4 protein-coding genes and 1 pseudogene are annotated in these 14,859 nt (G+C 37.8%); 1 reads left to right on the top strand and 4 read right to left on the bottom strand.

Going from position 1 to position 14,859, the window contains the following annotated elements; genetic code table 11:
• On the top strand, positions 1-232 hold a 232-nt coding region (locus VB711_RS19465; protein WP_323287898.1), incomplete at its 5' end, for a hypothetical protein.
• On the opposite strand, the gene VB711_RS19470 is transcribed toward VB711_RS19465, so the two are convergent.
• The 4 genes and pseudogenes from VB711_RS19470 to VB711_RS19485 form a co-directional block, all read right to left on the bottom strand.
• Positions 225-11,660, bottom strand: coding sequence for a ScyD/ScyE family protein (locus VB711_RS19470; RefSeq protein WP_323287899.1), 11,436 nt, complete (start codon positions 11,658-11,660; stop codon positions 225-227). The two genes, VB711_RS19465 and VB711_RS19470, sit on opposite strands and share 8 nt — an antisense overlap.
• Positions 11,661-12,541: 881 nt before the next feature.
• Positions 12,542-12,667 (bottom strand): annotated as a pseudogene (locus VB711_RS19475) (IS110 family transposase); the annotation flags it as partial.
• Between the two features lie 160 nt (positions 12,668-12,827).
• A complete protein-coding gene (locus tag VB711_RS19480) occupies positions 12,828-13,466 on the bottom strand; it encodes a response regulator transcription factor (RefSeq protein ID WP_323287900.1) in 639 nt (212 codons plus the stop codon).
• Complete coding sequence (locus VB711_RS19485; RefSeq protein WP_323287901.1) at positions 13,441-14,718, bottom strand: sensor histidine kinase; 1,278 nt, start codon at positions 14,716-14,718, stop codon at positions 13,441-13,443. Before VB711_RS19485 ends, VB711_RS19480 begins: the two co-directional genes overlap by 26 nt.
• Positions 14,719-14,859: the final 141 nt, after the last annotated feature.

Genomic DNA, 14,859 nt, shown 5'->3' on the forward strand with positions numbered 1-14,859 from the left:
CCTCCACATCCCAAACAAGCGATTCCTACGGAGCGCTTGCGCTATCGCAATTCCACATCCCCAAAAAGCGATTCCTACGGAGCGCTTGCGCTATCGCACCTCCACATCCCAAACAGCGATTCCTACGGAGCGCTTGCGCTATCGCACCTCCACATCCCAAAAGCGATCGCCCTCCATACCCCAAAAAGCGATCGCCCTTGATGAAATTTCCCAAAACAGCCATACTAAATAATTTCATTATCTAGTACAGAAATAGTGTTATCATCTCCGTTTGAGGTCACTACGTCTAAATCACCATCTCCGTCTAAATCTGCAACTACAGGACTAACAGGGAAGTTACCAACTTCAACAGTAATTGGTAAACTAAATGTACCATCACCATTGTTACGTAGTACCGTGAATCTATTACCTTCAGTTCTTTCTGAACCCAAGAAAACAACAGCGTGATTTATGGCTATATCTAGATAACCATCTAAATCTAAATCTACAGCATTTAAGTCATTCGGATAACCTGGTACATCGTAAGATGCACGCTGTGCAAATGTTCCGTCACCGTTACTTAAAAATACATATACACGACCGCTACTACTAAAACTATTAGTAATTAGGTCTAAATTACCATCGTTATTGAAGTCTGCTAATGTAACTGCGATTGGATTTGGGCTGACAGAATTTAAAGTAGTTGATGTATCAAAGTTGCCATTACCATCGTTGAATAGTAATGAGATACTATCATTTCTCCTGTTTACTACAGCTAAATCTAAGTCACCATCATTATCTAAGTCTCCGATACTGGCAGATTCTATACCCGGATTTAAAGTGTAAGTTAATGATGTCGTAAAACCTGCATTTCCATCATTTAGTAATACTGAAATAGTAGCCCCGCTATTGAAAGCGGTAGAGTTACTGACTGAAATCGTATTTAATACAACTAAATCTAAGTCTCCATCCCCGTCTAAATCAGCAGGAGGTATACTGACTGGAAGTTCACCTGTTTCAAAGATTCCAGATTGAGTAAATACACCGTTACCATTGTTGAGGAATATGGCAAGATTATCATTTTCTAAGCTATTTACAGCTAAGTCAATATTTCCATCGCCATTAAAATCACCTGATTGCAATTGTGGTCCTACTTCTGTGGTGATATTTACAGGTTGAGAAAAAGTACCATCCCCATTATTAAATAGGATTGATACAGTATTACCACTGAAGGAATTGGAATTAATACGACCGGGATAAGCTATTGCTAAATCAATGTCTCCATCTCCATCAAAGTCAGCACCAGTCATGCTGCTGGGTTCTTCACCTACGGGGAGGTCAGTGCGGCTGAAAGCAAGGGTTTTTGTTGCTGTAAATTCTAAGGTGTAAGGTGATTCTAAGTTGTTACCTGCGTTGTCGGCAATAATTGATGGATCTAGGGTAAGTTGATATTTTCCAATGGCCAAGGATTCTTCTAGAAGGACTACTAAACGACGATTTGATGGTGTTTCTACTCCCGCTAAAGCCAGGATTGAATCGTTTCCACCGCCAATTACACCGTCTGTACCCAAACTTGTCAGGGTAATTCCTGATAAGTTAATCCGAGAAATGTCAATATTTTCGTTAAAACTGATACTTATGGATCTAACATTTTCCCCTACGCCGTTGTTTTTCGGGGTGGTGTTAACTATTTCTGGAGCAAAGGTATCGGGTAATAAATCAACGGTGAGAGGCTCAGTAATGGTGGTGTTACCTCCTGTATCAGTAGCCCGCACTTGAACTACTAATTGGTTGTTATTTGGGGTAATATTGGGGGCAATTCCTGAGAGGTCGAAGGGGAAGGATACATCATTTTGTACGACCTCTCCATTGAACAGAAGTTCTACATTTCTTACTTGTACGTCATCCTCCACAGCAGTTGTAAAGGATAGGGTGGAACTTTCCAATACTTGGATACCCGGTTGATTTGGGTCTATATCCGTGACTAAGGAATTGATGGTAACATTTGTCGGGGTTTGTCCTGCTGCGTCAAAAGGCAAATAATTAATTACTTTTAATCCACCAGAACCATCTGCGACATAAGCAATACCCGATGCAACTGCTACATTGTAAGTAAAACCAGAGGTATCAATTTGAGTGATGAAGTTGTTGGTGTTTTGTAGATCATTGAAACTATAAATTCCTAGACCTTGGTTTTCTGTGGCAACCAAAGCCAAACCAGAACCATTGAGTGCTATATTTCGGGCGGTAAAGAAGTTGTCTGCACCACTAATTAATGTAGGATTGCTGGGGTTAGAAACATTGATAGTTCTTAAACCACTACCTGCTAGGTAAGCCACATCATTTGCCGCGAAAACACCTACATTTGTTGAAGCAATAGAAACTCTGAGTTGACCGAGAATATTGGCTTGGGCTTCGTTACTAATATCAATAATGGAGAAGGTATCAGAACCACTGACATAGGTGTAAAGTTTTTCTCCTTCACGAGCCATACCTGTAACAGTACCAGAACCACCAAGGTTTAACTGCTGTAACTCTTCACCAGTGAGTAAATCAATTGCATACATTGAAGTTCCCACTGTTGCATAGGCGATACCATTATATATTTCTACTTGATTTGCAGGAATATTAATAGTCTGCTCTACTTTTGGTAGCATGGGGTCGGATATATCTACCAATTTGAGAGCGCCTGTATTAGTTGCAACTGCGGCAATTTGCAGGTTGGTATCCACTGCAATGTCTGTAGCGTCACCTCCTGGTAAGTCTAATTGACCGAGGATGATGGGGTTATCGAATTGAGAAGCATTTACAATTGCTAGTCCGTAAGAACCTGTAGCGATATAAGCAGTTTGGTTACGGGAATTGTTGGTTGAACCTGCGACGACTACTGCTTTAGCTTCACCTTGGAGGGGGAGAGATGAAATAATTCCTGTTGGGAAAGCACGTCCACCAAGGGGATCTAATCCTTGTTGGAGTTCTGCTAAATCACTGATTCCATCTCCGTCAGTATCCGAATTATTTAAGGAAGTACCTATGGTAAATTCCCCAATATCACCAATGCCATCTCCATCACTATCAACACCGCCAAATTGTGTCAGAGAAATGTCTCTGTTAGATGTTGAACCTGTTGCACTCGTTGTTCCAGAAATAATTTCATAGCGATTGGTTCGAGTGCTATACAAGAATAAGTCAAATTCAGTATTTGCAGGTAAAACAGTGTTGTAGCTACCGTTTGTGTTAGTTCGTCCTGTTACTTCATTGCCATTTTCTAAAACATACCGATAGTAAAGACGAGTATCGTTATTGATACTAGATAAATTAGACCGAGGAAGGTCTTGATTATTAGCCAGAACTATCTCAGAAATTGTCCTGGCATTGTTGCTTGAAGTATTACCAAAAGCACTAAGAATTTGCTCTCCTGTCAAGTTAGCAACTGTTTCAATAAAACCTGTTCCTGCTTGGTTTCCAGTCTCTGAAGCGAAGAAATTTCGGATGGTTACATCATCTAGATATCGAATCAAAGCATCTTGGTTGACATCAATAACTAAATTTTGTCTATCGCGAGCTAAACCATACTCATTTTTTTGAAGACCAAAAAACAAATTAATATTATTATTTGCATTCAGACTTGTACCAAAGCGCAAAACATCATCTACCCCTCCAGCATCCTCTATAAAAGCATTGCCAATACTTGATAAAGGGTCGGTTAAAAACGTGTAAGTATCATCACCAAATCCCCCCCGTAAAATAGAGTAAGATGTTTGTATTGCAATATTATTATCGTTTTCATTACCTAGATATACTTGAGCAAACCTCGTATCATTTTCTCCTTCGTGTAATATGTCAAAATCCTGTGACCATGCCCAAGGATTAATCCAACGTAACCCAGGATGATTTGCTAAAGACGGAGCAGTAGACAAGAATAATGGTCCTCTTGGCGCACTATCATCATCTCCCCACTTACCTGGATATAATAACCAAGGAAATTGTTCTGGTAAACTAGCATTCCCCGCCTGTGGTAGGTATTGTACTGATAAGTTATCAAATGTAATTAAGTCTCCCTTATGAATTTCGGGAACTCTTGGAATAAGAGTGGGATTACGCAGATATGCAGTAATACCAGCAAAAGGATAACTGGCATGACCTCCTAAGCCAACATAGACATTAGTATTATCTCCATTTCTATCCAATAAATTCCAAGGAACAGTGATACCACCATCTTCAAAACCTGGTACCCTTATATGTTGTGAAAAAGCTGCGTTTATCGGTTCTAAGGTATTTCTATCAAGAAAAACAGTTACCCCCTCCCAGTCACCCTCATGAGTATTATTTCCGCCATAATATAGCCAATTACTTCTTGGATAATGGAAATAATAATTAATTGCTAACTGACTGCCATTTTCTACAATAGAAGCATAAATAGTTCCATCACCCTGATAACGTATCCCATCTCCAAAACCTTGACCTAAATCAAAATTATCTTGAAAATTTCCCGTGGGATTATAATCTGGTGCTTTAAAGTTCCCCCAAGTTTGGTCAACACTAAAAGCATTAATAAATCCCTCTGCTTGCCAGTCATTGGGAAATTTTCCTTGATCAAAGTGAAGAATAGGTTTATATTGTTCAATTAACCCCTGCTTATTAATTCCAGTAACCTCAGTATTATCAGCAATAAATAATGTTTCTAAAGTTTTGTTGGTTGCTCCTTCTAAGGAGAATGATATTTGCGAAACGTCAGCATTATCTGGAACTTCAAACCCATTAATAGTTATTTCATGAAAACCTCTCGTTAAGGTTCCTAAATCAATTACTCCAATAGTTCCAACCGCTACAAATGTTTCATTTAACAGTTGTTTATCTATCTCAACTGTGGCATCATCAGCTAAACCCCAACTTTGTGGTAAAAAGCCCTCAATATTTAATTCATAGCTTCCTTGACTTTCTACGAGTACAGTCCAAGTAACCGATATCGGTGCATCACCCGTAGTCGCCCACCAACGATCAATTCCTTCTAAAAAATTAGCATCTTGAATCGTTATTGTTGCTTCAGTCGCATTTTCTTCCAGGTCATAATCAGAGGAATCGTTTAACTCTAATGTTAGTTTTTCATCTCCTTCTTCTATTCCATCTGCAATGGGACGAATGACAATTGTTGTAGCAGAAGTCCCTGCCTTAATAACCACTTGTCCTGTTAATGCTTCCTCTAATTCTCCCTCTTCATTAATAACCAGGAAATCAGCTTCATCTCCTCCATTAATTGCATTATTTTCACCTGTGGCAATGCTGTAATTAACTGTTAAATCTTCATCAATATCGCCTGTTCGACTAATTGTAAAAGAAGCTTGAGAAATTTCTTCTGACGTAACAGGTTGACCATTCTCATCTAACTTGATAATTCCTTCTAAGAGATTCTCTTTATTGGCGCGAATAGTAACATTAGTTGGCGGATCATCATCAGCATTTCCTTTTTCTTCTGTACCCGGGTTTACAAAATGCCAACCCGGAGCTAAAACCCCAACACCAGGATCAGATTTAATCGTCTTCCCATCCTCACTAACCGTACCCGTACCAATCACTATCCACTTACCGGCATCATGGTCAAAAGACCAGAACAAACTCTTCTCACCCGGTTGCAACCCTTCTAAATTGGGGAATTGTATCGGTGCTGGAACATCAAAATTAGTCGCACCACCATTTGCTTCCCTGTTAAACCCATTCGCACCCCCCGCTTGAATGGAAATCACCAACTGCGGATCTACACCCGGTGGTAAAGGTGCTGGTAAACGCTGCGGATCTACAGGTATAATCATCGCCTGAGTCGCTGCATTTCCCCCATCATCCTGGGCTGAACCTGCAACAAATGTTACCTGTACTTGTGACCACACATCAGGGTCAACATCAGGGAATAATTGCTGTAAAAACTCTTGGGAAACTTCACCAAATCCAACTTGAGTATCTTCCGTAGTAGATAATGGTTTAACATCACTAGCCGCCATTGGTGGTAAATACACATCAAATGGCAAACCATCCATAAACAACTGCGTAGACTGTCCCGGTACACTGTGGAAAGGTTTACCTAAGCTGGCATACTGAGTAGCATCTGGCGCACCTGTAGCCGTTGAACCATCAATGTAAACATAAAAGTCTGGTGCAGGTACATCTTCAAGAATAAAATAACCATTTTCATCAGTGACAGTAAAAACATCTGGTAAAGCATCCAGACGAATAGTTACACCCTGGATGGGAATATTAGAACCATCGGGATTTTTGTTGTAGGAGTCATAGACATAACCCCAAACATCAGTTCCTTCAATTCTAGTAATTGGTAAGGTTGTAAAGTCTGCTGTAGCAATACCACCAGCAACACCATCTAAATCTCCATCAATCGCTACACTATCACGGCCAATTATCTTACTACCATCAACTACAACTCTCACTTCTGTAGAGGAAGGTAAGGGATTTTCATAGAAGAAAGTTGCAAATTCTTCTGTACTGGAAACTTTAATTTCTCCCTCAACTCGTTGACCATTAGCTATGAGATACAAACTGTCATCATTAACAGTATTTGGATCTATTTTCTTACCAAATTTAACCACAGTTTCCCGATTCAATCCCACCATTTCTTCCCCATTAGTAGGAGAAATTTCTATAGGTGCATCAGCAATATTAATGTCAAAATCCTGGGATGAATTGGTGGCATTTCCAACTAAATCAGTAATACCTGAAGCGACAGTTAATTGATAATTACCTGCGGTGAAAGCGGCTGCTAAATTCAATCTTACTAGGGTAGAACTGAGTTTTTCAACTGAGCTAATTGTGATAGCTTGACCATCAGCAATTCCTCCAGAAATAACTAAATTGTATTTATCTGCTACAAATGAACTATCTTGTACTGGTTCATTAAAGGTTAATTCTACGAAAGATGTAACTGTTGATGGAATGCTAGAAATATTAATAGTAGGTGCTGTTGTATCTGAAATGACAGGTGCTAACAAGTTTTCCAGAACATAATTACCCACACTTCTACCAGTTGCTAACCCTTCCACATTGGCAGAATTAAAATGAATACCTCCATAAATGCGGCTAATTCCCGCCTCATTTGCTGCATCTGTAAAGTTATCAAATTCTCGATCAACTCCAGGAATACCTAAAGAATTAGTCGTAAAGCTGACATTATTACCCAACAATTCTGTTAAGATAGTTTCCGCCGCACCACTAAAGGTACTATGTCCAGAAACATATTCTGGGAATGGTGGAGTAGTTAATAAAGGTTTCCAACTAGCATCAGCAATGGTATCAGCATTTCCATCACTATCTGCATTTTGAATCGCTGTAATTGGTCGCCAGAAATCATAATGGTATTTGGCATCCCAAGCCGCAATACCCGCATCAGCTAATGAAATATCTAATAATGCAAATAAACGAGCATTATCTACTAAAGAATTACTCTTTTCTGCGGCAACATTTTGGGCGATTTGATTCCAATGTCCAGGAGGTGTAAATGTACCTGATCCATCAGCCCAGAATTTAGCAATTTCCGTTTGTTCCGTGGTACGAGTTGTACTATTAATACTTCCTAAATCTTTGACTTGATTAAATTCTATTGTGTAATCAGCACTGTTTAAAGCTGGTACACCATCAGGACGGAATTGATTACCACTTGTTAATCCAAAGGGTGTAACTTGTCCCCATTGAGGTAATAAACCAGAAGCAAATCCTGGGGCGGTTGGTTGCCATTGTCCGGGGTTTGTTCCTGGCGTATAGGTAACAGTATTAGTTGACCCATCTGCACTTCTTAAAGATAAAATATTATCGGCTACAGTGCGTCCAAATGTTACTCCATTATCTTCTGCTGTACCGTCGGTAATTTCTGCTAAAGACGCTGTTAAAGCATTATCAAAATAATCTTTTTGTTGGGGATAAAGATTAACTAAAACTTGATGGGCTGCTGATGCTGCTGCGGCTTCTGGAGATGCACCTGTGGGGGCTGTTCCTGTGAAGTGATAATTTTCGTAAGTCCCAGTAATACTATTTATAGCATCAAATACGGCAGTTTGGGTTATGGCCATATTCCGAGAAGCAATCGGTGGTGTTGTCTTGTCTTCATAAATAGCATTTAACAGTGTGGCGTTCCAATCTAATACCACATCACTGTCTTCTTGATCAACTCGTTTGATAATAGTAGTAAATGTGCTACTATTCCCGGCTGTATCTTTAGCGTTAACGGTGAAGGAATTATCACCCAATGTTAACAACACATTATCAAATCTAAACTTACCCGCAGTATCGGCAGTAATTGATGTTCCTATTCCTTCTAGTGTAACAGTGGTATTTGCCTCTGTTTCTCCTAATAGTTTGACAGTGGTAAATGTTGTCTGAGAATTACCAATAGGTGCAGAATCAAATAATGTATCTAAGATGAACCCCGGTGTTTGGGGTGCAAGAGTATCCAAGTTAAATTCTAAATTTACCTGAGTAGAAATATTACCAAATTCATCTTCTGCTTGTAAAGTTAGTTGATAAGTTCCATCTGATAATTGTCCTCCATTAATTTCTGTGAGTGTAACTGTATCTAAGGTAAATTCACCATTCTGTAACTTAGATAAAACATCCACAAAATTGCCAGAATTTAACTTAGCTTCAAACTTAGCTATCTCACTACTATCGGTGACTGTTCCCTCAATTGTAGAATCTGAAGTAATACCATCTGTGTTAATGCCTGTATCGTTCTTGAGATTAGCAGTAATTTCTGGCGGTGTTGTGTCTGAAATTGACTGACTAACTACTACAATTTGAGTTATTTCTGTACTGTTTCCGGCTAAATCAACTGTTCTAATTATCAGGTTTTGTTCTCCAGATAAACCAGTTAAATTTAATTCCAAATCAAACGAACCGTCGGCATTTATTGGTACATCAATTTCACTACCGCTACCAAAGTGATAACTCAATTTATCAATCTGAGAACTTGTACCATTAACATTACCTTGCAATCTTACACCTTGACTTAATACTGCATTACCAGAGAAAGTATTTAGATTCAATAACTCAATAATTTCACCAATTCCGGCTATATTTCCACGGTTAGCAATATAAATTCTCTCGTTATCAACTGCTAATCCTATGGGATTAAATAAACCACCACTGACAATCTTACTTCTTGTTCCGTCTGGCTTCACTTCCCACAAACTTCCTTGGAAATCACCTGCTAAGAAATCCTTGCCATATTCTAGGACGTAAAGACTGTTATCAGCACCAAAGGCAATATCTGTAATATAACTGAAACCAGATGCGAAAATACTCGATTCTCCCTCTTGTAAACTATACACATTCGCTGCACCAACAGGGAAGGGGAAACCAGTTAATTGTCCAACGTAGGGAAGGTTATCTACACCAATAGCCATACCCGTTGGGACTGATTCCATGGGAAGAGGAACTAAAACTGTTTCTAAACTGACTGTGGAATCATTGACTTTTAAAACATTATTTCCTCCTGCGTCGCTGACAAAAATTGTCCCATTTTGATCAATAACTAAAGAGTAGGGATTACTATTTATATCTCCTCCGTCGGGATTATTTTCTGCTTCAAAAGCTGCAATGTCAGCTATGTTTTCCCAACTAGGTGTTCCTGATAAATCAATAGCAATTACCTGTCCAAATTCAGATATACCTAAAGTTGTTCTAATTTCTGGATTTCCACCTAAACCCATCAAACCATATAAATTACCTTCACTATCAAAAGCTAAATCTGCAATTCCTGTTCCACCTCCTCCTTGAGAGGTGGCTAAAGAGGCTAAATTGGTAATTAATGGTGTGATATTATTTGTTTCTGGATTATAACTAGAAATTCGCCCTGTTTCTCCATAAAATACTGTTGCACCATTTCCTGCGACTACAGAAGTTCCATTTCCACCGTTTCCTGCTTCTGTAAAGTAAAGATTACCGTCACTTCCTATAGTCATTCCCCGTGGATTTTGTAATTCACTGGCTAAGATTGAGGAAATAAAGTTTGTGGTTTGAGGTGCAGTTGTATCTAGGGTAAATTCTAAATTAACTTGAGAGGAAACATTACCAAATTCATCTTCTGCTTGTAAAGTTAGTTGATAAATTCCATCTGGTAATTGTCCATTGTTAATTTGTGTGAGTGTGGCTATATCTAAGGTAAATTCACCATTCTGCAACTTAGATAAAACATCTATAAAACTACCAGAATTTAACTTGGCTTGGAATTTATTGATTTGACTAACATCGCTGACAGTTCCCCCAATCGTTGCATCTGAAGTAATTTTATCAGAATTACTCTTGCCTGTATCGTTGACTAAAGATGTTGTAATTACTGGTGGTGCGTTATCTCCAGATGAAGGAAAGCCAAAGTCAACTGATTGGAGATTGCTAACTGTTACTCCTATTAAGGAAACTAATTCAATCTCACCAAATTTTACCAAGGTATCATTACCTTGTTGCACTAATGTCAAGTCAGCAAATTGGGTAATTTCAGCAATACCACCAATTCCAATTACATCTGTTCCTGAATTAAAATCAGTAATGATGTTCTTGCTATTTGGTAAACTAGCTGTGGTAATCCAAAATTTATCAATACCATCACCACCAGTTAGACTATTTCCTCCCTTTTCTCCGGCAAATAATACATCATTACCGTCACCACCAAAGAGGTAGTCGTTTTCATTTCCAAATAGTTCGTCGTCACCAGAACCACCATAAAGACGATTTTGACTACCGTTACTGGTAAGTTTGTCGCTACCAGAACCACCAAATAGCATTTGTGCTGAACCCTCCACGACTAGGAGAGTGTCGTTACCTGCTGCACCAAACAAGCTGTTACTACCATCAGCCTGTACTACAGTCAGGGTATCATTACCATTACCCCCATCGGCAACAGTACCTTGAGCAAAGCCGTTTTGACCTATAATTAGGTTATCGTTACCATCTCCACCAAAAACGCTAGAATCACTACCTGCTCTGACTGTATCATCACTATTGCCGGCATTAATTACATTATTAACAATTCCTTCAATATCATCTATGCCATCACCTGTAAATATTGATTGTCCTGGTTGGAGGGTGATATTATCTGGATTGGTTGAACCAAAAATTAATTCTATATTTGCGTATTCAACATTAAAGGATTTATCATTGAATGTTAAAATACCGTGATCATTTTCTGTTTTTAATCTTGTCAATTCATCAGAACTTAAAGGCTGATTTTGGACAAGTTTAGCAAAAATAGCTCCTTCATCTCCTGGTGCATCAAATGTATTTAATTGTGAATCAATAAAATGTCCTGTTTCTTCTAAAAATGTGTTTACGGCAAGTTGAAATGTATCTAATTTATTTAGTTCTTGAGATATATAAATAGTATTGTCACCAAATGCCCCATAAGCGTTTAGCTGTTCTTGGGGAATAATTTCAATATTGGGAATTACTGTTCCATTAGCTAGGTTTTCAATTAGAGTATGAGCGGTTTGTAAATTTAATTGCTCACCAAAAGCTAAATGTATTTTATCAGCAAAATCAGCAGAAATAGAAAAATCTTGTAGATACAATTGTGTGGCGGTGATAGCCTGTTGAGTAAAATCAGGAACAAAATTGGAGTTTTGAAAAAAGTGATCTAAAGGAGAAGCTACAAACGGCAAATTAGAATCGTGAATATGCACTGTATCCATATATATTGAAACTCCTTGGTATTAACGTACTATTATGACCAAACAGATAATCTTTCCTTTACCAAGGAAAACCTTCTAGATAATCTTTTCTTTACTCAAGAAAAAGATTTATTTAATAGTGAGATGAAATACTAGACATCATGAATTTATTCTAATTACGTTATTAAAAGCAAGAGATTTTTGTAAACTTTTTATAAAGATTGATTACATACAATTACGAAGTGTTTAGGTAATTCATGAAACTTTGGAAATGATCTTTAATCAATGAGTTTAGAGTAAATTCTTTATTTAAGGCTACAAACCTTGTTTGGTAAGCATTTTAGACTTAGAAATCATATTGACCTCATAAATACTAAAAGCCTGTTTGGGTAGAGGTTTTACGATTTGATAATTAAAATTAGTTCTAAACTCCAATTAATAGCAAACTGACAAAAGCCCTCCGGTGATCAAATAAACGACAATACCTACGGTAAGCTACTGATAACGCCACCGTTAAGTAGACAGAATAAAACCAAACTGTATAAAAAAGTAAACAACTCTAAAACCGTTTTTCCTCACGCCCTATCCTGTAGACATCAATACCCCACTGTTTTATTGACTACTAACAACAATACCTTGTCCAAATTGAAAAAAGTGTTGATTTGTAGTTGATTTGTAGCGACTGTCTTGATTGTCAAGCGATAGCTTCGCTCTCTACGAGACGCTACCGCGTAGCTTGCTTCCTCAAAGAGGTACGCCGCAGGCATCGTTAAGGAAAAATTTAAAGTCTAGGAAAAAAGTCAGAAAATAGAGGAGAAAAACAGAGCAAGACAAAATAGGTAAATTATAGATTGCCATAAATTACCAAACAAGATTGGAGGTATAAAAACGATAGTGAAACTTTATGCAGAAATTGGTTGTGAGTCGTGAGTCATAGACCAAGGAAGATGATCCCGAATCATCGCATTTAAGATGATTAACATTTTATGAACACAAGCAGTAATTGCTAATTTTTTGGGTTTACCACGAGCGCGGTCACGGCGATTCTTTTCGGCTGTAGACATCTCCAGAAACTAAATATGCGTTACCTAAAACCCCTGTAGAGACGTTCCATGGAACGTCTCTACAATCTTTACCGGAGATGTCTATTGATGTCATCAGTCTATGCAGCTTCACATAAAATTGGTATTAGGAGTTGAGTAAATTAGTTCCGATTAAAGCGGCTTGAGTGCGATCGCGCAAGTTCAAGCGGTGTAAAATACTAGACACATGATTTTTGACAGTTTGCTCAGAAAGATATAATTTTTGAGCAATTTCTCGGTTAGAATAACCTTGAGCAATTAATTTTAACACTTCTTTTTCTCTAGGAGTAAGTTGTTCTAATTCTTGAGTAATCTTGGGTTTAGATTCTTGAACTAAGGGTAATAATTGATCAAAAAGTCCGGGTCCAAAATGAGTGTGTCCTTGATGCACCAATCGAATTGCATCAGCGATTTCATGAGAACGAGTATTTTTGAGTAAATAACCTTTTGCCCCGAATTTTAAAGCCTGAGTCAAATATTGAATATCGCTAAAGGTACTCAAAATTAAAACCTTAACTTCTGGGAGTTGTTGTTGAAGATTGCGAGTTGCTGCTACACCATCCATAATCGGCATTCGTACATCCATCAAAACTACATTTGGGTGGAATTTGTGGGCTAATTCTACAGCAACTTTTCCATTTTCTGCTTCTGCGACAATTTCTAAATCAGGTTGTTGTTTGAGTAAATTAGATAAACCTTCTCTCACTAAACTTTGATCATCAGCTAATAGAACTCGAATTTTCATGGAGATATTCCCTAATTTTAACAATGATATTACAGCCTTGAGATTGTTGACTAATAATTTCTAATTTACCTCCTAAAGCTTCCGTGCGATCGCGCATTCCTTGGAGTCCAAAACCTGCTAAATTATCTTCAGGGTTAAAGCCAATTCCATTATCTTGGATTTCTAAAATAATATAATTATTAGTTTGATAGAGATTAATATAAACCTGTGTAGCTTGGGAATGTTTGATGATATTAGTTAGGGCTTCTTGGGCAATACGATAGAGAGCGATCGCTATTTCTGTTGACAAATTAATTTCTAAGTTTAAATGATGATCTAATTGAATAGGAGTAGATTGTTGGAAATTATTTAATAATCGAGAAAAAGCTGTAGTAAAAGATTCATTACCCAAAGGATCAGTAGATAAAATAGAGAGCGATCGCTGCATATCTCTAATGGCAATATCCCCCAATTCCCTAGCTTTATCTAAATAATAACCACTCTTTTTCACATCCTGTTCAAGCAACACTCTAGCATTTTCTAATTGGATACTTTGGGTAGCTAAACAATGTCCGACAGCATCATGAATTTCTCTAGCAATATATGTCCTTTCCCTTAAAATCGCCTGTCCTTCAATTAATTGGGCATACCGTTGTAATTGACGATGAGATTCCGCTAATTCCTGACGACTTTGACGTTCAGCAATTAAAGTATGTACCAAGATTAAAAAAAGAAACATCCATGCTCCAAATATAAAAGAAGGATATAACATTAATCCAATAATTTCTTTTATCAATAGATTGGGCATATAATTCACTAAAAAATAAATTATAAATAGTTGGAAAGAAATATAAGCAGTAATCAGCAATAATTGTCTAGATATACCGGAAAAAATTAGATAGCTACGGATCACCACCACTATTAATAAAAAAGCAATAAACCGACTGACTAGCACCACATTTAATTCTTTTCCGAGACACAACAGAGAAGCTAACCAAGACAATCCAAACTGAATTGAGATATAAATCCAGCACCATGAACCTTTCGGTAAGCATAATCCAGAAATTCCAATGAAAAGCAAAATTACCACAACTCCTGCTCGAATTTGCCAAGGACTATTTTGTAGAAGTGATAGTACAATTATCCCCGTATATGTGGGGTTAGAGGAAATAGGGAAATTAGAAAAGACTGTCACGAATGACATCCCTAAAAATAGCCACTCTAGATAAAGCAGATTCGGGAAAGGATGTCTTTGCCACTGAAGCGATTTCATAAGTATTTGTATTCAAATATGCTAAAAAGGATTCATTACACTATCACAATACCAGCAAAAAAGATATAGCTCTAAAGTACCAGATACACAGTACATAAGGTTGATGTGCTGAAGTCAAAAGCATCTTAAACTCAGTGTTGC

It is taken from the genome of Cronbergia sp. UHCC 0137 (assembly GCF_034932285.1).
Lineage (GTDB): Bacteria > Cyanobacteriota > Cyanobacteriia > Cyanobacteriales > Nostocaceae > Cronbergia.

Bases quoted from the DNA above. Each gene is read 5' to 3' on its own strand.
- VB711_RS19470 (WP_323287899.1), bottom strand. From the start codon at position 11,660: ATGGATACAGTGCATATTCACGATTCTAATTTGCCGTTTGTAGCTTCT.
- VB711_RS19480 (WP_323287900.1), bottom strand. From the start codon at position 13,466: ATGAAAATTCGAGTTCTATTAGCTGATGATCAAAGTTTAGTGAGAGAA.
- VB711_RS19485 (WP_323287901.1), bottom strand. From the start codon at position 14,718: ATGAAATCGCTTCAGTGGCAAAGACATCCTTTCCCGAATCTGCTTTAT.